General features: G+C 59.9%; 15 protein-coding genes. 11 read left to right on the top strand and 4 right to left on the bottom strand.

The genetic code is table 11. The annotated features are described in order from the left end of the window. Window positions 1-55: 55 nt before the first annotated feature. The 5 genes from tig to NML54_RS02195 all read left to right on the top strand — a co-directional run bounded on the left by tig (window position 56) and on the right by NML54_RS02195 (window position 5,687). Entirely contained in the window at window positions 56-1,357 is a 1,302-nt protein-coding gene (gene tig / locus NML54_RS02215) for a trigger factor (RefSeq protein ID WP_254755712.1), read from the top strand. Window positions 1,358-1,676: 319 nt separating this feature from the next. Beyond that, complete coding sequence (locus NML54_RS02210) at window positions 1,677-2,330, top strand: ATP-dependent Clp protease proteolytic subunit (protein ID WP_005505718.1); 654 nt, start codon at window positions 1,677-1,679, stop codon at window positions 2,328-2,330. 5 nt (window positions 2,331-2,335) lie between these two features. Further along, a complete protein-coding gene (locus tag NML54_RS02205; RefSeq protein ID WP_012903382.1) occupies window positions 2,336-3,025 on the top strand; it encodes an ATP-dependent Clp protease proteolytic subunit in 690 nt (229 codons plus the stop codon). Between the two features lie 477 nt (window positions 3,026-3,502). Continuing rightward, complete coding sequence (gene clpX / locus NML54_RS02200; protein WP_371925778.1) at window positions 3,503-4,870, top strand: ATP-dependent Clp protease ATP-binding subunit ClpX; 1,368 nt, start codon at window positions 3,503-3,505, stop codon at window positions 4,868-4,870. 175 nt (window positions 4,871-5,045) lie between these two features. After that, complete coding sequence (locus NML54_RS02195) at window positions 5,046-5,687, top strand: DsbA family oxidoreductase (protein ID WP_254755711.1); 642 nt, start codon at window positions 5,046-5,048, stop codon at window positions 5,685-5,687. Window positions 5,688-5,822: 135 nt separating this feature from the next. On the opposite strand, the gene NML54_RS02190 is transcribed toward NML54_RS02195, so the two are convergent. From NML54_RS02190 to valS, 3 genes are all read right to left on the bottom strand, one after another. Further along, window positions 5,823-7,382, bottom strand: a complete 1,560-nt coding sequence (locus tag NML54_RS02190) for an LssY C-terminal domain-containing protein (protein ID WP_254755710.1) — start codon at window positions 7,380-7,382, stop codon at window positions 5,823-5,825. 190 nt (window positions 7,383-7,572) lie between these two features. Next, window positions 7,573-7,812: a hypothetical protein gene (locus NML54_RS02185; protein ID WP_254755709.1), complete on the bottom strand. Its 240-nt coding sequence runs from the start codon at window positions 7,810-7,812 to the stop codon at window positions 7,573-7,575. Window positions 7,813-7,968: 156 nt separating this feature from the next. Then, complete coding sequence (gene valS, locus NML54_RS02180) at window positions 7,969-10,701, bottom strand: valine--tRNA ligase (protein ID WP_254755708.1); 2,733 nt, start codon at window positions 10,699-10,701, stop codon at window positions 7,969-7,971. 540 nt (window positions 10,702-11,241) lie between these two features. Here valS and NML54_RS02175 point away from each other — a divergent pair. The 4 genes from NML54_RS02175 (at window position 11,242) to NML54_RS02160 (ending at window position 16,694) form a co-directional block, all read left to right on the top strand. Further along, window positions 11,242-11,556, top strand: a complete 315-nt coding sequence (locus NML54_RS02175) for a penicillin-binding protein (RefSeq protein WP_254755707.1) — start codon at window positions 11,242-11,244, stop codon at window positions 11,554-11,556. 126 nt (window positions 11,557-11,682) lie between these two features. Next, window positions 11,683-12,483, top strand: coding sequence for an SDR family oxidoreductase (locus NML54_RS02170; RefSeq protein WP_254755706.1), 801 nt, complete (start codon window positions 11,683-11,685; stop codon window positions 12,481-12,483). A gap of 792 nt (window positions 12,484-13,275) precedes the next feature. Then, a complete protein-coding gene (locus NML54_RS09005) occupies window positions 13,276-15,870 on the top strand; it encodes an HtaA domain-containing protein (RefSeq protein ID WP_254755705.1) in 2,595 nt (864 codons plus the stop codon). Between the two features lie 83 nt (window positions 15,871-15,953). After that, the gene (locus NML54_RS02160; protein ID WP_253746076.1) at window positions 15,954-16,694 is read left to right on the top strand and encodes a sirohydrochlorin chelatase; all 741 of its coding nucleotides are present in this window, start codon (window positions 15,954-15,956) and stop codon (window positions 16,692-16,694) included. A gap of 141 nt (window positions 16,695-16,835) precedes the next feature. Here NML54_RS02160 and nirD read toward each other — a convergent pair whose 3' ends face one another. Next, window positions 16,836-17,162 carry a nitrite reductase small subunit NirD gene (nirD, locus tag NML54_RS02155; RefSeq protein WP_254755704.1) on the bottom strand — a complete coding sequence of 109 codons (327 nt, stop codon included), beginning with the start codon at window positions 17,160-17,162 and terminating at the stop codon, window positions 16,836-16,838. 544 nt (window positions 17,163-17,706) lie between these two features. Here nirD and nirB point away from each other — a divergent pair. Together nirB and cobA are read left to right on the top strand one after the other, a co-directional pair. After that, window positions 17,707-20,376 (top strand): nitrite reductase large subunit NirB, encoded by a 2,670-nt coding sequence (gene nirB / locus NML54_RS02150; RefSeq protein ID WP_254755703.1) that lies wholly within the window; start codon window positions 17,707-17,709, stop codon window positions 20,374-20,376. Window position 20,377: 1 nt separating this feature from the next. Beyond that, the gene (gene cobA / locus NML54_RS02145) at window positions 20,378-21,289 is read left to right on the top strand and encodes a uroporphyrinogen-III C-methyltransferase (protein WP_254755702.1); all 912 of its coding nucleotides are present in this window, start codon (window positions 20,378-20,380) and stop codon (window positions 21,287-21,289) included. Window positions 21,290-21,681 lie beyond the last annotated feature (392 nt).

Genomic DNA, 21,681 nt, shown 5'->3' with positions numbered 1-21,681 from the left:
AACCGTGGCACACACGATTCGTGCCGCACCGAAACTATATGAGGAGATCACGGACGTGAAGACCGCCGTCGAGAAGCTCAACCCGACCCTTGCAAAGATTGAGGTCGAGGTTCCCTTCGCAGAATTCAAGCCCTACCTGGACCGCACCTACAAGAACCTCTCGGGTCAGATCAGCGTTCCCGGCTTCCGCAAGGGTAAGCTGCCCAAGCAGCTCATCGAGCAGCGTGCGGGCTTCGACTACATCGTCGAGGCCTCCCTGAACGACGCTCTAAACGACTACTACGCACAGGCACTGGGCGAGAACGAGCTCTCCCCCCTGGCACAGCCCGAGCTGGACGTTCAGTCCCAGCCCTCCACCGAGAACCGTGAGGCAGACGTCAAGCTGACCATCACCGTCACCGTCCGCCCCGAAATCGAGCTGCCCAACTACGAGGGCCTCGAGGTTGAGGTTGACGAGGTAGAGGTCACCGCTGAGGACGAGGTTCAGGCACTGGACGCTCTGCGTGAGCGCTTCGGCACCCTGAAGACCGTTGAGCGCCCCGCAGCTGACAAGGACTTCGTGACCATCGACATCGCAGCTGAGATCGACGGCGAGCAGGTTGACGCAGCAAACGACCTGTCCTACCAGATCGGTTCCGGCACCATGCTCGACGGCATCGATGAGGCTCTGACCGGTCTGTCCGCTGGCGAGGACGCAACCTTCGAGACCAAGCTCTCCGGCGGCGAGCACGCAGGCGAGCAGGCAGTCATCAAGGTCAAGCTCTCCGCAGTCAAGGAGCGCGAGCTGCCCGCAGCTGACGACGAGTTCGCACAGCTGGCTTCCGAGTTCGACACCATCGACGAGCTGAAGGAAGACATCAAGAAGCAGGTTGCAGAAGCTAAGGTTGCCGAGCAGGGCACCCAGGCACGCGACAAGGTCCTCGCAAAGCTCGTTGAGCTCGTCGAGATCCCCGTCCCCGAGAAGGTTATCGAGGACCAGCTCGAGCAGCACTTCAACAACCCCAACGCTGAAGCAGACCACGACACCGAGGAGCACCGCACCGAGGTTCGCGAGAACACCGAGACCGCATTCAAGAACGAGATGGTTCTCGACGCTGTTGCGGACAAGGAAGAAGTGACCGTCGACCAGGCTGAGATGATCAACTACATCATCACCATGAGCTCCCAGTACGGCATGGACCCCAACCAGTTCGCACAGATGCTGGATGGCTCCGGCCAGGCTGGCGCGCTGGTCGGCGAGGTTCGCCGCTCCAAGGCTCTGGCAGCAGTGCTGAAGACCGCAGTTGTCAAGGACACCAAGGGCAACGTTGTTGACCTGTCCAAGTACCTGGGCGAGGGTGAAGAGGTAGCTGCCTAAATCCCCGCCACGGTCTGCAAGAAGTCACCCCTCTAGAGGGCGTGCGCTGATTGTTTGAAACGTGTAGCCTCAGCGGGCATCCACCGAATTACCGGTTGGGTGCCCGCTGAGGCTCTTTTCACCCCAAACTATTCCGCCCTCAAGTTATTCCGTACCGAGGTTTTCGCCTCTGCTTCACCCCCTGGCGAACGAACAACCCGAAGGGAAGCGGGGGAGAGCAACTATCGGTAAGGTAGTAGCAACGAAACTTTTCGCGTGCGCTCCGGCGCGTAAATCGCGCAAAGATGCAGCGAAGACCCATTAGAGAAGAAGAGGAAGAATGTCCAGCTACATGCCTCTGCCCATCGGTGCCTCCCAGGCAGCCGGCGTGGCACCCGCGCCGTCTATGGCAACCCCCATCGTTGGTGCCCAGGAAGATTACGTCTACAACAGCCTCCTGAAGGAGCGCATTATCTGGCTTGGCTCCGAGGTGCGCGACTCCAACGCCAACCTCATCTGCTCCCAGATGCTGCTGCTCTCGGCTGAAGACCCCGAGGCAGACATCTACCTGTACATCAACTCTCCCGGCGGCTCCGTCACCGCCGGTATGGCTATCTACGACACCATGCAGCTCATCCCGAACGACGTGGTGACCGTGGTGACCGGTATGGCAGCATCCATGGGTCAGTTCCTGCTCACCGCAGGCACCATCGGCAAGCGCTACGCAACCCCGAACGCCCGCATCCTCATGCACCAGCCCCTCGGCGGTATTGGCGGTACCGCATCGGATATCCGCACCCAGGCTGAGCTGATTCTGGACATGAAGAAGCGCTTGGCAGAAATCACCGCTGAGCGCACCGGCAAGAGCCTCGAGACCATCCTGAAGGATAACGACCGCGACAACTGGTTCAACGCGGAAGAAGGCCTGGAATACGGCTTCTTTGACCACATTGCCACCACCGCCGGTAAGCTGCCCGAATCGAAGAACGCATAAGGGAGATGCACATGAACTACCTGCCGAACGATATCACCACCTCGGCGCCGGCTATGCCGAGCAACCGCTACGTGCTCCCCAGCTTCGAGGAGCGCACCCCCTACGGTTACAAGCGTCAGGACCCGTACGCAAAGCTGTTCGAGGACCGCATCATCTTCCTGGGAACCCAGGTGGACGACGCATCCGCTGACGACATCATGGCGCAGCTGCTGGTGCTGGAGGCGCAGGACCCCGAGCGTGACATCACCCTGTACATTAACTCGCCCGGCGGTTCCTTCACCGCAATGACCGCCATCTACGACACCATGCAGTTTATCCGCCCCGAGATTCAGACCGTGTGCCTGGGCCAGGCGGCATCCGCTGCGGCGGTTCTGCTGGCTGCCGGTACCCCCGGCAAGCGTCTGGCACTGCCGAACGCTCGCGTGCTGATTCACCAGCCCGCACTGAGCGGCCAGCAGGGCGGTCAGGCATCTGACATTGAGATTCACGCGAACGAGGTTATGCGTATGCGTGAGTGGACTGCACAGACCCTGGCACTGCACTCGGGTAAGACCTATGAGGAAGTTGACCGCTCCATTGAGCGTGACAACATTCTGACTGCGGCTGCTGCCCTGGAGTACGGCCTGGTCGATAAGGTGCTGGAGTCTCGTAAGCTGCGTAAGCCTGCGACCAACACCGCTATTTCCCACACCTAAACTTTAGTTTTGAGGAATATCCCCGAGCGTTTTTCGGGGGAGGGGCGGCATCGCTCCGTGTGCGAGCCTTTGGGCTGGTGCGCGGTGCGGTGCCGCCCTTTTTGTACCGGCTGATTTGTGCCCGCCGGGTGGGGGCGGTGAACCAAGCTGATATGTGGTGTTGACCTGCGCTTTCTTGCCGGGCTTTAGCGTCACATGCCTACCGTCATATGCCGGAGTATCTGCCCCGTCGCTGTCATAAAAGACGTGCTTTGTCATATGCCCGGTAAGTCCGTTCATCTGCGGTGCGTAATTCTGATTTCCGGGGTGAACTCCGGTAGCCTTAGAGAGGGAGAAAATTCGAGTATTTCATACCGGTTTCTCACTCAAACCACGGCACCCACCACCCGCCGGTGCCTCTCCTGAGAAACCACCGCAGATATCAGGTCACTGATTCTTCTGCACCGATTTCACCACGCCGATCGAAAGGGAATCTTCGTGGCCACAGACATCATTGTGCCTCCCGAACAGCCCAACGCCAGCATGCGATGCTCCTTCTGCAAGAAGACTCGCGCGCAGGTTTTCAAGATTGTGCTCGGCCCGAATGTTTCCATCTGCGATGAGTGCGTGGAGCTGTGCGAAGAAATTCTCGCTGAAGAGCGTCTGAAGGTGAAAGCCTCCGCGGCGGCGCCTGCATCTCAGCTGGCTACTCCGCGCGAAATTTACAGCTACCTCAACGACTACGTCATCGGTCAGGACGCGGCGAAGCGTACTCTGGCAGTGGCGGTGTACAACCACTACAAGCGTATCCACGATATTGATAACCCGGTGCTGACCTCCCGCATTCTTTCGGCGACTGCGGGGGAGCAGGTGGAGCTGGGCAAGTCGAATATTCTGATGCTCGGCCCGACCGGCTGCGGTAAAACCTACCTGGCGGCGACCCTGGCGAAGAAGCTGGATGTGCCCTTTGCCCTGGTCGACGCAACCACCCTCACCGAGGCGGGCTACGTGGGTGATGACGTGGAGAACATTCTGCTGCGCCTCATCAATGCCGCTGACGGTGATATTGCTAAGGCTCAGCGCGGCATCATCTACATTGACGAGATCGACAAGATTGCCCGCAAGGGCGGCGAGAACCTCTCCATCACCCGTGACGTGTCCGGTGAAGGCGTGCAGCAGGCGTTGCTGAAGATTATTGAGGGCACCGTGGCGACCGTACCGCCGGAGGGCGGACGCAAGCACCCGGCACATGCGAATATTGAGATTGATACCTCGAACATTCTCTTCATTGTGGCTGGCGCCTTCGACAATATTGACGACCGCATCGCAGCCCGCGTGGGTGCCGGCGGCATCGGTTTCGGCGCTGAACTGGGCGGCTCCGTGAAGAACCCGCTGGACCAAATCATGCCCGAGGACCTGGCGCACTACGGCATTATCCCCGAGCTGATTGGCCGTTTGCCGGTCATCTCGACCCTGAGTGAGCTCAACGAAGAAGAGCTGGCTCGAGTGCTGACCGAACCGAAGAATGCGCTGCTCAAGCAGTACCGTCACCTTTTTGCCCTGGACGGCGTGGACCTGGTTCTCGACGACGCAGCGATTGCGGCTATTGCCCGCTTCGCCGCCGAACGCGGCACCGGCGCCCGCGGCCTGCGCTCCATGATGGAGCAGATTCTGCAGCCGATTATGTTCGACATCCCGGACCGCACCGATGTGGTGTCCATCGTCATCAGTGAGGACACCGTGCTCAACGGTATGGAACCCCGCTACGTGCTGCAGGCTCCCGACCCCGAAGCCGAGACTACCCGCACCGTGAAGGGGGAGGCGAAGGCCGCCTCCCTGAAGGAAGCGGACCGTCAGGCGGCATAACCGCATACTGCCAGCCGAACAGGCTAGGGAATAAAGAAGCCGTCGCCCCGGTTGTACGGGGTGACGGCTCACTAGCAGGTACCGCCCTCGCTTACATGTCTTGAAGAGCGTATACCGAAGAATAAGTGCCGGCTTATAGAAGCGGCTGGCGTAACCGTAGGAGAGAGGAACACTCATGACCGAGAACGCACCCGCACAGATTGATTTCTGGTTCGACCCGATCTGCCCCTGGTGCTGGATTACCTCCCGCTGGATTGGCGAGGTACAGAAGGTCCGCAACGTTGAGGTGACCTGGCGTCCCTTCTCCCTGTCCATGCACAACCAGGGCCGCGACCTGCCCGCCGACTACCAGGCAATGATGGACCAGTCCTGGGCGCCGACGCGCCTTATTACCGCTGTGCGTGAGCTGCACGGCAACGAGGTCATCAAACCCCTCTACGACGCTTTGGGCGAGCAGATTCACCACAACGACAACAAGGCTGATTCCTACCGCGACGCAATCGTCAAGGCGCTGGAAGAGATCAACCTGCCCGCAGAGCTGGTGGATGTCGCCTTCACCGATCAGTACGATGAGCAGATGCGCGCCTCCCTGGACCTGGCACTGGAGACCGTGGGTGGCACCGATGTGGGTGTTCCGCTGATTTCCATTAACGGCACCGCTTTCTTCGGTCCGGTCATCTCCCCGAGCCCCGCCGGTGAAGAGGCTGGTAAGCTCTTCGACGGAGCCCTGGCGCTGGCTTCCTACCCCGGCTTCTTTGAGCTCAAGCGCCCCCGTAACGTGGGCCCGATTTTCCACGGTGAAAAGGGTGAAGCCTAAGAATCCTGCAATGCGCTGAGAGTCCTGCAATGCGCGCAGGCTCGGTAGAGTCTGCGGCTGCAGAGCAAAAAAGTACCGCCCGGTCATGTACTGACCGGGCGGTACTTTATTTCCCAAACTATGCAGAGCTATTGGCTATCGGCGGTGGCTCGCGGTAGCCGCCTTGCGTGCCTGCTGCGTCTGCTGTGCTTTCTTCGCTTTGCGCTGTGCCCTGTGCTCCAGAACCTTCGGGTGCGTTGCCCGCTGCACAATCTTCGTATCGCGCATATGGAAGGTGCGGGTCCCCGTGTACTGAACCGCCGCGTCCGAGGTGAACGCCAGCATCGCGAACACGGCAACGCCCAGCTGGAAGAAAATCGTGGACAGCGGCAGGGACTGGTGACCCCACAGCACGCCGCCGGTAATCGCCGCGAAGTTCAGCGCCGTCAACAGCAGAGCCAGTCGGCGAGCCTTCGAAGAGCCGCGCAGCGTGCTCCACAGCAGGAACAGGTGCACCGCCGAATAAATTGCCACAAAACCAACTAGCACCGTGCCGGTAATGGTCAGTAACACGGAGCTATCCACCTGGTCGAAGAGGTTCAGCAACTCAAGATCGTTACCGGAGCCTTCCTCCAGCAGCTTGGCGCGAAGTGCCGGGCGGCTGAGCGCCAAAATGACGCTGTTGACAATATCGGCGAGGGTCACGGCGATGAGCATACCCGAACCGACCAGCAGGCTCAGCGGCATGCGGTACGCCAGGTCGTGAGCGCTGGAGAGGTGAATTTCTTCCTGCTCCTGCGGTTCCAGGCCCTCATTGTTGAGAATGACCACCGGCAGCGCACCGTCGGTACGAATCGTGTCGCCGCCACCGTTGCGGGCGTGGTAGCCGGAGGAAAAATCGTGCAGAATCTCAACGCGGGTTTCCGGGTGAGCGTACTGGATGGACTCCACAATGTAGTCGCGCTCGAAGTCAGTGTCAGCGTCAATGCGGTGCGTGACCTGCAGGGTGAAGAAGCTGAAACCCACACCGGAGTCGTACGTGCCCGCCGCCAACCAATCCACCTGGTGACCGCCAGGCAGAAGCCAGCCGTCCGGGGTTTTCCAGAAGCGCACGTGGTGGCGCTTCTCGGGGTTGCCGTCCACTTCCTTCTGGTAGGCGAAAGCCTGCGTCTTACCAAAAATTTTCAGCGGGGAGACCGGCGCCTCCGCGTAGGAGCGGCGGGTGATGGTGGAAAGAATAATCTTCCAGGAGGAGACGAGGGTGACGTTGTCGGCGCGGGTCCAGCCGGCGTCCTGCATGACCTGGTGAATCTGCTCCTCGGTACCAATCAGACCGATATTGACCGGGTCGCCGAGCAGACCGTCCGGGGTGCGGGTGCGCCCAATAAAGTAGTCGGGCACGTAGATGCGGGTCATGATCGCGTGAAAACGCGGTAGCGTCAGGTACGCGGTGACCGCCCAGAAAATGAAGGCGATGGGGAAACCCCAGAAAGAATGGCCGACCGTATTCGCCAGAATCATGAAGGTCAGCACGAGGGCCGCGATGCCGGCGAAGATGAAGAAGAGAGTGTCCCAGAAATCGACCCACAAGCTGCGCGGGACGAGGTCTTGCGCCGTGCCGCGCGCATCAATATCGCCACGGTAGACCGGTGGCGAGGTAACTGGGGGAGCAACATCGCTACGGATAGGCCGCAGGACGCGTTTTTGGTGGGACATTCCCGCCCTTTCTGCAACATAGTTAGGGTCTTTGAGTATCCATAACTATAGCAAGGGGACAGGCTGTGTGAAGTACGCATTCCGGGCAGAGCTTAATCGCTTGGCTCGATAGTCCCGCTGCAGAAAAATACGGTACCAACGCGAAAGTGCTGGCTTTGCCGCGCGAAAGAAATAGAAATAAAGGGTGACCCTACTCGGGGAGGGGCTTAGCCTCAACCTCAGCACGTGCGGCGGCAATGGAGCTTTCGTGGTGTAGCATATCGCGGCTTTCACGCATGAAGCGCACCCACTTGCGGGTCAGGTCCTCGAGCTGCTGAGCGTCCAAAGAACCGAAGGCGATGCTTGCCTCATCGGCGGCGGCGCTAGTGAAGATTCTCAGAGGGCTGGAGCAGGCATCCACGGGCGCAGCTTGGACAAAGCCTATAGCCAAAGCCGTAGAGGTCAGCTACCGGGGCCTCACACCCGGCGAGCTACAACGAACAGCAGACACAGAAAACGGGACGGTACCGTCAATCGGTACCGCCCCGTCCTCAACGCTCAAGTAGCGTCATAAATTTAAGCGAACAACGCTCAAAATGAGGCGAAATTACTCAGCTGCTTCTTCCACAACGAGCACAACATCGCGAACCTCCAGCTCGCCCTCAGCCGCCACCAGGGACAGCTCACGAGCGTTACCGGCAGCCTTCAGATCAGACATACCAGCGGCAATGCGATCCAGCTGAGCCTGGGGAGCCGCAATGGTTGCAGACTCAACCTCGGTGCGCTGCTTAACCTTCGCGTCGCTCTTAGCCTTACGCAGGCCGCCCAGAGCCTCAGCAACATCCGGCAGGATCTGCTTCAGCGACTCAATCTGAGCCGGGTCAGCGTCCGCCAGCACCCACTGAGCAGAAATGCCAGCAGTCGGGTTCTGGGCAGAGTACTCAGCCAGCAGAGTACCCTCCAGGATGGGCAGTGCCTGCGGCCACTCGGCGCGGTGTACGCTACCTGCACGCCACCAGGACCAAATCTCTTCGGTCACGAACGGCAGGAAGGGCGCGAACAGGCGCAGCAGAGCATCCAGGGTGGTTGCCAGGGCAGCCAGAACAGAAGCCTGCTCCTGCTCACCGCGAGCACCGTACGCACGGTCCTTGACCAGCTCAACGAAGTCGTCGGTGAAGGACCAGAAGAAGCTCTCGCAAATCTGCAGGGCACGAGCGTACTCGTACTTCTCGAATGCGGCGGTTGCTTCCTCAATCAGGTACGCCAGGCGAGCCAACAGAGAACGGTCCAGAGCGTTGATCAGTACGCGACCCTGAGCCTGAGAAGTGATCACGGACTTCTCGGTAGCGCCCAGGTTCAGCACGAACTTGGATGCGTTCAGCAGCTTGATGGCAAGGCGACGGCCAATCTTCATCTGGCCTTCGTCGTAGGCGGTGTCAGCACCCAGGCGAGCCGAAGCAGCCCAGTAGCGCACAGCGTCCGAACCGTACTTCTCCAGCACCTCGTTGGGGACCACAACGTTGCCCTTAGACTTGGACATCTTCTTGCGGTCCGGGTCAAGAATCCAGCCGGAGAGCGCAGTGTTGTACCACGGCACGGAGGAAGCCAGGGTCTCCGCGCGAACAGCGGTGGAGAACAGCCAGGTGCGGATAATGTCGTGACCCTGCGGGCGCAGATCCATGGGGAAGGTCTTCGCGTGCAGGTCCGGGTTCACGCCCCAACCGGTCGCAATCTGCGGGGTCAGGGAGGACGTAGCCCAGGTGTCCAGAACGTCCGGGTCAGCGATGAAGCCGCCCGCTACGCCGCGCTGATCCTCGGTGTAACCGGGAGCAGCCTGAGATGCGGGGTCAACCGGCAGCATCTCTTCGGCCGGCAGAATCGGGTTCTCGTAGTCCGGCTCGCCCTCAGCGTCCAGCGGGTACCAGACGGGGAAGGGAACACCGAAGAAACGCTGGCGAGAAATCAGCCAGTCGCCGTTCAGACCCTCAACCCAGTTCTCGTAGCGGCTACGCATGAAGGAGGGGTACCAGTTCATTTCACGGCCGCGCTCGATGAGCTTCTCGCGGCGTGCAGCGTCACGGCCACCGTTGCGGATGTACCACTGTCGGGAAGCAACGATTTCGAGGGGCTTGTCGCCCTTCTCGTAGAACTTCACGGGGTGGGTAATCGGTTTGGGGTCGCCGTCCATTTCGCCAGCCTCAACCAGCATCTCCACGACGGTCTTCTGTGCGGTGAAGACGGTGGCGCCTGCCATACGCTCGTAGCGCTCGCGACCCTCAGCGGAGGTAATCCACTCGGGGGTTTCGCGGGAGAAGCGGCCGTCGCGACCGATGAGGGCGCGGGTGTCCAGCTGCAGTTCACGCCACCAGGTGACGTCGGTGGTGTCACCGAAGGTACAAATCATGGCGATACCGGCGCCCTTGTCGGGCTGTGCCAGCGGGTGCGCCTTGATTTCGACCTCAACGCCGAACAGCGGGGAGGTGACGGTGGTGCCGAACAGCGGCTTGTAACGCTCGTCGTCCGGGTGCGCCACGAGAGCCACGCAGGAGGGCAGTAGCTCGGGGCGGGTGGTCTCAATCCAGACCTTCTCGCCGTTGGGGCGGTGGAAGCTGATGCGGTGGTATGCGCCGGGGCGTTCCTTGTCTTCCAGCTCAGCCTGTGCCACTGCGGTGCGGAAGGTAACGTCCCACATGGTCGGTGCTTCAGCCATGTAGGCGTTGCCTGCTTCCAGGTCCTTCAGGAAGGCGAGCTGGGAGACCTTACGGGAGTGCGCGTCGATGGTGCGGTAGGTGCGCGACCAGTCAACGGACAGGCCCAGGGTGGTGAAGAGGTTTTCGAAGACCTTCTCGTCTTCAACCGCGAGCTCTTCACAGAGTTCAATGAAGTTGTTGCGGGAGATGCGCGGCCACTTTGCCTGGCTGCGGTCGGGCTTGGGGGTGCCGTCTGCCTTCCAGGTGATCAGGTCGCGGAAGGAGTCGTTGTCTGCCACGGAGGGGTCGCAGAGAACGCCGTAGTAGTTCTGAACGCGGCGTTCGGTGGGCAGGCCGTTGTCATCCCAGCCGAGGGGGTAGAACACGTTCTTGCCGGTCATACGCTGGTAGCGTGCAATGACGTCGGTCTGGGTGTAGGAGAACATGTGCCCCACGTGCAGGGAGCCGGATGCAGTCGGCGGCGGGGTGTCAATGGAGTAGACCTGCTCGCGAGTGGTGTTCTCGTCGAATGCGTAGGTCTTCTCATCGGCCCAGCGCTGCGAGAGCTTCTCTTCGAGGCCTTCGAGGGCGGGGCGGTCGGGAACGTTAATCTGTACGGGCGAGTCTGAGCCCAAAATGTTTTCAGCCATAACGGCTATTTTCTCATATTCACGGCATTCTCTCAGCTCCAGGGGAATTCTGCGCCGCGCCGTGCTGTTCGTACCGCTCGATGGCGGCTTCTAGACGTGCCAGGAGGTGCCGGTACCGGCGTACAAATTGTGCCCTGCGTACTGTGGCGCGCACCCCGCTGGAGGCGGTGAGTTCCTGCCAGCTGGCGGGGTCGAGGTAGCTCTGCCCGAGTAGCAGGTGAACCTCAGAGCTGTAGGGGGTTCCGGTGGCGGCACGGATAGTGCGCGCCCTCTGTTGGAGCGCTTGGCGCCGCTCTTTAAGGTCGGTGATGTGCTGGTGCGGTGTTGCTGTCATGTGGAGGCTCCCTATATGAGGAGTAATTGGCGATTTAGCGACAAACTCGGTGGAAACGGTAATGGGGGAGAGAACCCCTAATATGCTGCCCCCCCGATTACCTGCAGTGTAGGCGCGAAAATCTGCAGTATCAACAGCCCGTGAACCCTTCTCAGCAAAGCGGGTGCGGCGTAGACTGAAGATATACGACCTTTGAGGAGCTGCCAATGAGTTCTCTGAGTATTTTTGGTTTGGGTACGCCTGAAACCGTTCTGCTGATACTGCACCTGACGCTGATGGCGTTGTGCCTCTGGCATTTGACGGTGCGTAGCGGCTACGGCGAGGCGCGCATGCGGTTCGTGTTGCCCCTGCTTGTGTTCATGCCCGGCGCCGCGGTTCTTTACCTGTTGTCGGCGCGTGAGGGTACGGTCCCTCCGGACACGACGAAGACTGGTAGTAGCTCGTTCGTGTATTTTGAGCACCGCCTCGGATTCCGTGACGGTGGTAGGAGCCGTTGGGGTCTGCCTCGTCGCCGCAAGTAGTAGTCTGACGGAGCGCCGCTCAGTTGTGGTACCGCCATCTATTTCACTATCGAAAATTTCAAAATATATGCCCGCGAGTCTGCTCGAACAGAGCACCCGCGGGCATCACTCTACTAGGATTAAAGTATGACTGAGAACACCCATATTCCTGCATCTCCTTTCCTGCCCCATACCGGCAACGGCAAAGTTGCCGTGGTGACCGGCGCATCCAGCGGTATTGGCCGAGCCACCGTACAGCAGCTGGTAGCAAGCGGCTGGACCGTCTATGCTCTGGCTCGCCGCACCGACCGCCTCTACACTCTCTACGCGGAAACCGGCGCTCACCCGGTGACCTGCGACGTGACCGATGAGCATTCCGTCCGCTTTGTTGCCGAGCAGATCCTGGAGGAGCAGGGCACTATTGACGCCCTGGTCAATATTGCCGGTGGTGCTATTGGTGTGGATAAGGTTGCCGACGGCAAGCCTGCCGATTATCTGAAGATGTACCAGATGAATGTGCTCGGTATTCTGCACATGGTGCGTGTCTTCGCGGAGGCGCTGCGACTGAACGGTCACGGCACAATCCTGAACCTGACCTCCACCGCCGCGGAACACGGCTACGAGGGCGGTGCCGGATACAACGCCGCGAAGTTCGGCGCTCGCGGCCTGACGGAGGCGCTCCGCTTGGAAGAAACGGAACATAATGTGCGCGTGATTGAGATCTGCCCGGGCATGGTGCATACCGAGGAGTTCTCCCTGAACCGTCTAGGTTCCAAGGAAGCCGCCGAGCGCGTCTATGCGGGTGTTGAGAAGCCGCTGACCGCAGAGGACGTGGCGCAGACCGTGACCTTTGCTCTGAACGTTCCGCATCACGTGAACCTTGACCGCATTACGATTCGCCCGGTGGCGCAGCCGAGCCAGTTCAAGGTGATTCGTAAGGAGAGCTAAGCTCGCAGGGTTCCGTGATGATTGAACCTCAGTGAGGCATTGACTTTGGTAGCCTCGCTCGCATCCCTATCTGGATGCTCCCTATCTGGATGCGGGTGGGGTGTTTCTCTGTGTTCTCGGCGTGTATAGAAGGCATGCATCAAGGTGCCCGTGGGGTGTTGAGAGACGGGGGAAGAGTATAAAGGGGAGCTTGAGGGAAATATAAAGTTGTACGTGAGATTTTAAGGTTTATTGGGGTGAAAATGGTGAGTCGAAATCACCTATAGAACACCCTATATTTTCTTCAAACATAATCAAAAGATAGGGTTGTATGCCCTCGCATGTTAGTAGATGGGCGTAAAATTCCCGGACTGGTCCGCATTAAGCCTCAACTTAAGGGGCGGTAACGATGCTGCGGTGGAACGGACTCCCTGAAGAGTTGATGGCAACAGATATTCTGGTAGACATCGACTTCTACGCCGCTACTGGCGAATATGGCGGTTCTATTGTTGAGAACCCGCAGGTATCCGAGGAGGAGAACGGGGCGAGTATAGCCTCCTGATGAGCCTCGTCAAGGAAAAAGAAGTTGTGTACGTCATCGTTCTGACTGACAGTACACTAGGGGAGTAGGCGCCGTCTCAGCTCTCTGCCTTGGCGGAGCGCAACTGTTGGCACGCGAGGGTATTTATGCAGGCGGTGCGGGATATTTTGCGCTGTAACAAAATGGTTTCTTGGACTCTGATGTTGAGAAATGTACACACTGTCGATATAGTAAGCCTGTCCTAACAATGTCGATAGTATGGATACACACCAATGAAGATTTTCACATCTGGCACCCGCTTCTCCAAGGGAGCCTGCGCCCTCGCCGTCGCTGGCGCCGTCACTCTGCCCCTGGCACCCGTTCTCGCCGAGAACATTAATATCGCTGCCCAGAACGTTGCCGCACAGAACGTCGCAGCAGGCGACCAGGCAACTGCCGGCGCATCCTTCGGATGGGGCGTGCGCGCCTCCTTCCTGTCCTACAACGGTATGCCCCGCGAAATGACCGACGGCGCAGCCTGGGACGCAACCGCAAAGCAGTTCACCTTCACCCCGACCTCCACCACCATCTCTGAAGACGGCAAGCAGGTCACTCTGCAGGCTGCCGGCCGCCTCTGGTTCACCGGCCACTGCGCTGAAGGTCAGGACCCCGAAACCGGCTGTGCCCTGAACCTCACCTTCTCCAACCCCCGTGTGGAACTGAACCTCGCTGACGGCACCGGCTCCCTCTACATGACCGTGCGCACCAAGAACTACGCCTCCGGCAAGTTCGAGGGCCCCGCGGAAGTCAAGATGGCGACCCTGAGCACCGGCACCGCCAAGCAGAGCGAGAAGGGCGGCGTGGTCAGCATCAGCGGCATCTCCGCGAACCTAACCGCCGACGGTAACCACGCCTTCTCCGACTTCTACAACGAAGGCGCCAGCCTCGACCCGCTGAGCATCTCCTACAACGGTAGCGCAGCTAACACCCCCAAGAGCGCCTACAGCGTCGCTGAGTCCTACAACATCGGCGCGGGCGTGAACCAGCCCCAGAACACCGCACGTCTGGGTCAGAACCACATCGTGCACGTGGCACCCCCGAGCTTCAGCGGCGACACCACCTACACCGTGCTGAACAGCTCCAACCTGAAGATGACCGACACCGGCGTCCTGAAGGCAAATAAGGGCGTTTTCGCTGTGGACGCTGACGGCAACCGCATGCTCGTCATCGGCAGTGAAAGCAACAAGCCTGAGCTGTACACCGTGACCGCTGAGGGTAAGCTCGTCTCCTCCGGCGTCTACTCCGACGTTGATCTCGGTGCCAACACCGTCAAGGCAATCGGCTACAACCCCGCCAACAACACCTGGGGCATCGTCAGCATTGACGGCCATGGTGGCGGCAAGCTGACCATCATCGACGCATCCGGCAAGGCAACCTCGCAGGCTCTGCCGAAGCCCGACTCTATCGACCCGCAGGTTGTGAACGCATACTCGCTCGACGAGTACTACGGCGACTCGTTCTCCAATAACACCGTGACCCTCGCACCGCTGCCCGACGGCAGCTTCGTTTACGCACCGTCGACTTCCATCTACGATGCATCCGGCGAAAAGGTTGTTCAGAAGGGCCACCTGCTGCACATGAGCAGCAACGGCGTGTCCCTGGTGCCGAACTCCTCGCCCGCAGGCTACGACACCGCCCTGCCCTCGACCCTGGTCAGCCCCAAGGGCTACATTTACCGTTGGAACAACTGGTACGGCGGTAAGGTGCAGATCCTCAAGTACGAGAACGGCACTTTCAGCGTGGTCCGCGAGTCCGCAACTCTTGAGGGCTTCGAGAAGACCGAGGTTGCCACCATGTTCCTGACCCGCGCGGGTAACGTGGTTGTGGTGGACGCCTCCGGCTCCCGCCTGGTGTTCATGGATGACACCCTGAACAAGGTGAACGAGGTGGTGCTCTCCTCGATGCGCAAGACCGACAAGAGCGGCGGCTACAACGCTCTCGAACTGCCCAACGGCGATATTATCTACCCGACCAGCTTCGAGAACCCGACCACCTACGACGATCAGCTGTGGCTGAACCGCCTGGCAGCGAACTCGGCACCGACCCCGGCACCCGAGCCCACCAAGTCTGCTGAGCCGACTGTTGCTCCCACCGCTGAGCCGACTGTCGCGCCTTCTGCTGAGCCTACCGTGACTGCAGAGCCGACTGTTGCTCCGACCGCTGAGCCGACCGCTGAGCCGACCGCTGAGCCGACTGTTGCTCCCACCGCTGAGCCCACTAAGTCTGCTGAGCCGAGCGCTGAGCCCACCAAGACTGCAGAACCCACCTCGCCGTCTCTGCCGACCGCATCCGTGGCTCCTTCTGTAGCCCCGAGTGCTTCTGCAACCCCGAGCGCATCGGTGAGCGTATCCCCGACTGCAGTTCCGAGCGTTCCCGCAGTGACCCCCTCGGTGAGCAAGTCCGCATCCGCTAGCGCGTCTGCTTCTTCGAGTGCTTCTGTGAGCGCATCGAGCTCCGCAAGCAGCTCCAGCAGCGCATCGGCGACCGCATCGGCTAGCGAGTCTGCATCCGCGAGCGCATCCGCGTCCGCGAGCGAGTCTGCATCCGCAAGCGCTTCCGCTTCTGAGAGCAGCACCGCTGACCAGAACGCAGCCGGTCACAAGGGCGGCTCCAACGGTGATTCTGATGCTGGTTCCGGCGCCTCCGACAACTTGGGTGGGAGCGGCTCCAACGGCGGTTCCTCCAATGGTGGTTCCTCGACCTCCGGTAGCTCCTCCTCGAAACTGGCGCAGACCGGCGCATCTGGCGCTATCTTCGCCGTAGCGGCTGGTACTATCACCCTGGTTGCAGGCACCGCACTGGTTGTGGCACGCCGTCGCAAGAGCTAAGATTTAGCCTTTGTGCAACACCCCGCTTCGTCACTCGTGTTCATGAGTGTGGAAGCGGGGTGTTCCTTTCATACAATGGAAATATGACTATTCTGAATGTGATCGCGACCTCGCACGGCACCGACTCGGTCGCCGGTCGCGAGGCTATTACGCTGATTCGTGAGCAGATCAAGTTCCTGCTTGCCCAGCGTAACGACGGTGTAGAGTACCGTGTCCACGCCGCATATGTGGATGTGGAATCTCCCAGCGTTGATGATGCCGCAGCCTCTCTGCCCAATGATGAGCCCTGCGTGATCGTGCCGATTCTGCTGTCGACCGGTTTTCACACTCAGGTGGATTTGCGTCGTGCCGCACGCAATAGCGGTATTGAGCGTATTAGTATTGGCGAGTCTCTGGGCCCGGATGCGCGCCTTGCCGCACTGACCCGCGCCCGCCTGGAAGAGGCTGGTTGGACTCCCGGCGACGGCCCTGTTGTGCAGGGAGCCGCGGGCTCTTCTCGTGCTGATGGTCGTGCGGACATGAGCCGTGCCGCTGAGCTACTGGCTGAGGAACTGAACACCCCGGTGCATCACGGCTTCGTTGCCGCGATTGATCCGAAGTTTCACGAGGTCGTTGCTGAGCATCAGCCTAAGTTTGCTGCAACCTACCTGCTGGCGGAGGGGTTCTTCTCCGGTAAGATGCGCCGTGATGCTGAGTCGACCGGTGTGCCGGTGAAGGTTGCCGCGCCGCTGGTGAACGCGCAGGGTGGTGCTTCTGCTGCCGTGGTGGCGGAGTGCTTTATTGACCGCATGGATGCGGCTATTGCGCAGCTGGACGCTGCCTAGATGACTTAAAATCAGGCTAGTGCGCTCGCTGTTCACTCACCTGATGAGGCGGCTTCTAAAAATCTGTACAAAAACCTCGGGACGTTATGTTCCCGAGGTTTTTTGTGTTGCTGTTTTTGAGAGCCGTAGGCGGCTGAGTGCTTAGGCGGTCTTGAGGTAGACGTCGCCGTCGCGGACCTCTACGGGGTAGACCTTGATGGAGTAGGAGGGGTCGGAGAGGCACTCGCCGGTGGTCAGGTCGTAGACCTCCTTGTAGAGGGGGGAGGTGATGGTGGGGTTGCCGTTCTTCTCGCCGATGATGCCGCGTGCGAGGACCAGTGCCTGGCTGTGCGGGTCGAGGTGGTCGCCGGCGAAGATGCCGTGCTTGGTCTTGTAGATGGCGTACTGGTAGCCGTCGATCAGGGCGACTTCACCCCAGTTTTCTTCGAGGTCAGATTCGGCGCAGATGCGTACCCAGTTTTCAGCCATGGGGGTTTCCTTTCGAAGTGGTGGTCTGCGCCGCGCGGGGTGCAGGATACAATAGCGGTTCGTGTGTTCTTTGTTTGGAGTTTACCTTATGAAACCCACATTTGGAAATGGGGCGCGCGGACGGCTCTAAAGGTTATTTTCACCCTAAAACTTAAGCCCGATTTTTGTAGATTAGCCTTACCTAAATTAAGCGCCGTTAAGGTAAGAGTGCCCTATTCTAGCCCGGTATTCCGCGGATTTTTTAGAAAATTTTTCCCAAAAAATACCAATTTTCGACGCCTGAGGTACCTGAGAACGTGTACGATAAAAGTCGTAGTTAAAAACGCCTTTTGACTGCCTGGAGAAAACAACACAATCCCACATAAAAGTGTTTCATAATTCTCATATGCATTCTAAAGAAGCGGGCGCCTCAACTATCCGGTACGCACCGGTACGAGCCCAAAACCGGGAAACTAGGAGTTCCCACCGAAGGCACGCCACCACCGCGCATCGAGAGTAGGAACGTGCCATGAACTACCTGCATTACAACTAGGAAGGAAAATCCATGTCGCACACTCCCCGCAACATTCTCGTTGTCGGCGCAGGCCCCGCAGCGTGGCGATTCGTACGCGCATACCACGAAGGCGCTGAAGCTGCAGGTCGCGCGACGGACACCGTCACCGTCCTCAACGATGAGCCCTACATCCCCTACGACCGCGTTGCTATCGAGCAGATTTTCAAGGACACCGAGAAAGACCTGACCCTCGGTGACCCCGAACTGTGGAATGCAGAGAACATCAACCTGGTCAACAACTGCCACGCAGAGAAGGTTGACCGCACCCGCCGCGTCGTCATCGACACCGAGGGCAACGAGTACCCCTACGACGTGCTGGTCTTCGCAACCGGTTCCCGCGCGGTTCGCATCCCCATTCTTAACTCGGACGCCGCACACGTCTTCCGCACCATCGATGACGTGAAGAACATGGTCTCCGAGGTCAAGCGCCTGCAGTCCACCCTCGGTCGCGCGCCCCGCAGTATCGTCGTCGGTGGCGGTCTGCTCGGCCTCGAAGCAGCTGAGGGTCTGAAAGACCTGGGTGCAGAGCCCACCATCCTGGACGTAGCTCCCTGGTTGCTTTCCGTTGAGGTTGACCAGGGCGGCGGTTACGCCGTGAACGCCCAGATTAAGGCAACCGGCATTGAGATTGAGACCGGCGTGTACATCTCCGGTATCAACAAGGACGCTGACGGCAACGTCATCTCCGTCTCCATCGCAGATTCTCCCTCTGAGGACGCTGAGATCCGCACCCTGCCCGCCGACATGGTGGTCTTTGGCGCCGGTATTCGCGCTAACGACGAGCTGGCACGCGACGCTGACCTGGCACTGGGCGAGCGCGGAGGTATTCTCGTCAACGACGCATGCCACACCTCCGACGAGCACATTTGGGCTATCGGTGAGGTCGCCTGCGTACTGGGCCGCACCTGGGGTCTGGTCGCGCCGGCTAACGCTATGGCTGACGCTGTGGCAGCTAACCTGCTCAACGACAACGAAGAAGCTCAGGTTGAAGAGTTCGACATCGCAACCAAACTGAAGTTCTCCGGCGTTCAGGTGGCTGGCTTCGGTGACCGCCGCGGCACCACCGAAGGTTGCCTCGAGGTTCTGTTCGCAGACCCCGCACGCGGTATGTACCAGAAGATTGTGACCAGCGGCGATGCAAAGACCCTGCTCGGTGGCGTGTTCGTCGGTGACACCGCTCCCTTCGACTCCCTCAAGCCCCTGCTTGGCCGCGAACTGCCCGCTGAGCCGAACGTTTACCTGACCGCAGCTGGCGGCGGCGACGGCATCCCCGACACCGAACTGCCCGACGACGCAATCCTGTGTTCCTGCAACAACATCAGCTTCGGTGCTGTCCGCGAGGCTATCGTTGCCGGCAACCACGATGTTGCATCCCTGAAGTCCTGCACCACCGCAGGCACCCAGTGTGGTTCCTGTGTTCCGATGCTGCAGAAGACTCTGGAACAGCAGATGAAGAAGATGGGTCTGACCGTCTCCAAGGCACTGTGTGAGCACTTCGACTTCTCACGTGCAGAGCTGGCTGAGGCTGTGCGCCTGACCAACTTGGACGACTTCGACACTGTGCTGGCACGCTTCGGCCGCGGTGGCGATGGCTGTGCTATCTGTAAGCCGACCGTTGCGTCGATTCTCTCCTCCTTCCGCAACTCCTACGTCCTGGACGCAGGCCGCGGTGGTATTCAGGAGACCAACGACCGTGCGCTGGCAAACATGCAGAAGAACGGTACCTACTCCGTCGTTCCGCGTATTCCCGCAGGTGAGATTCCCGCTAAGAAGCTGGGCGTCATCGCAGAGGTCGCTGAAGAGTTCGGTCTGTACGTGAAGATCACCGGTGCTCAGCGTATCGGTATGTTCGGCGCTCGCCTGGAGCAGCTGCCCTACATTTGGGAGCGCCTGGTGGATGCCGGCTTCGAATCCGGTCAGGCATACGGTAAGTCCCTGCGTAACGTCAAGTCCTGCATGGGTTCGACCTGGTGCCGCTTCGGTGTTCAGGACTCTACCGGCATGGCAATCCAGCTGGAGAACCGTTACCGTGGTCTGCGCTCCCCGCACAAGTTCAAGTTCGGCGTTTCCGGCTGTAACCGTGAATGTGCCGAGGCACAGGGCAAGGACGTTGGTCTGATTGCAACCACCAACGGCTGGAACCTGTACCTGGGTGGTAACGGTGGTGCAAACCCCGCTCACGGTCGCCTCTTCGTCAAGGACGCCTCCAGTGAGGACATCGTCCGCTACATTGACCGCTACCTGATGTACTACATCCGTACCGCAGACAAGCTGCAGCGTACCGCTCGCTGGCTCGAGGATCTGGATGAGGAGCACGGTGACGGTCTGGCACACCTGCAGTCCGTCCTCATTGAGGACTCCCTGGGCGTGTGCGAGGACCTGGAGCGCGACATGCAGCGTCACGTTGACTCCTACGAGGACGAGTGGGCAGCAACCCTGCGCGACGAGCGCCGCCTGCGCCGCTTCCGTGCCTTCATCAACGAGCCCAACGGCAGCGACGAGGGTTCGCACCTGTACGTGCTGGAGCGTGAGCAGATTCGCCCCGCAACCCCCGAGGAAATTGCTGCGGCAGAAGCTGGTGAGTCCAACACCGTTCTGGTGACCGGTGCCAAGATTCCCGTGGGTAAGCCCAGTGACCTCAACCCGGTCCCGGTAGCGTAGTATGTGCCCGAAGATTCCTCCGTTCCCGCCCCGCGAGTTCGCCACTATTGACGAAATTCTCGCGGGCGGGGCGCCCGGGCACACCCTGGACGATAGTGTGACGGAACGCGGCATTGCCCTGCCCGGCGAGCGCGCCGAGAACCCCGGCAAGGTCTACATTGTGGGTGGCGGCCCCGGTGCCGCTGACCTGCTGACCCTGCGTGCGGCACGTGCCCTGAGTGAGGCGGACGTGGTCCTTCTGGATCACCTCGCCCCGCAGGAGTACGGCGAGTACGCGCCGAACGCTCTCATCATTGATGTGGGCAAGGTTCCCGGTAAGCACGCTGTTCCGCAGTCCCGCATTCAGCAGCTCATGATTGATTACGCGCTTTCGGGTAAGACCGTGGTGCGTTTGAAGGGCGGCGACCCGTACGTGTACGGTCGCGGTGCTGAAGAGCTGGATGCGTGCATCGCCGCAGGCCTGGAGGCTGAGGTTATCCCCGGCATTACCAGCGCCATTGCTGTTCCTGCGCGTGCGGCGATTCCGGTGACTCTGCGTAGGGTGTCCTCGATTTTCACCGTTATTTCTGGTCACTCCGGCCTGTCGGAGTCCGAAGTGTCGGCGCTTGAGGCGACCCTGCGTGCCCAGGGCACCGTGGTGCTGCTGATGGGCGTTCGTACCCTGCCCGATACGGTGGCGTCTCTGCTCTCTCGTGGGATTGAGGCTGACACGCCGCTGGCAACCATTGAGAACGGTTTCTCTGAGAAGGAGCGTGTGACTGTCACGACCCTTGAGAACGCTCAGGTAGATTGCGCATCGGTTAGGGCGCCGGCTATTACCGTTATTGGTGAGGTTGTGCATTATGCTCGCGATGATCAGAACCGCTTTGTGAGCGAGGTTCACGAGCGTCTGCGTGAGCGTTCCACCTCCTAGAAGGCGGTGCGCCAGATAGTATTGCGCAGCCCCGCATCCTTGGTTTTCCTAGTTGCCAGGGAGCGGGGCTGTTGCTGTGCCCGGAGATATGGTGAAGCGGTTGACAGTGTTGACGGTGTTGGCAACGTTGACAGTGCCGGCTTTTGTTGACACTTCGGGCTTGAAAGATGTTCAAAGTAATATTAAGAAACATCTGCGAATCTCCTATAAGTACACCCTAAATTGTGGTTAAGCTGAAACTAAGAACAACCCAATGGAGGGAGCGTATTCTATGGCAGAATCGACAGTTCACCGCAGACTATCGGACACGAGACCGCTAGACGCATCGGCGCGTACCGAGCGGGTCGACGTATCCAATGTTTCCGATGCCCTCGGTGTTGCCAATGCATCCG

It is taken from the genome of Rothia gullae (assembly GCF_024294905.1).
In the GTDB taxonomy this organism is placed as follows: domain Bacteria; phylum Actinomycetota; class Actinomycetes; order Actinomycetales; family Micrococcaceae; genus Rothia.
This window is presented reverse-complemented; position numbering and strand designations above follow the sequence as displayed.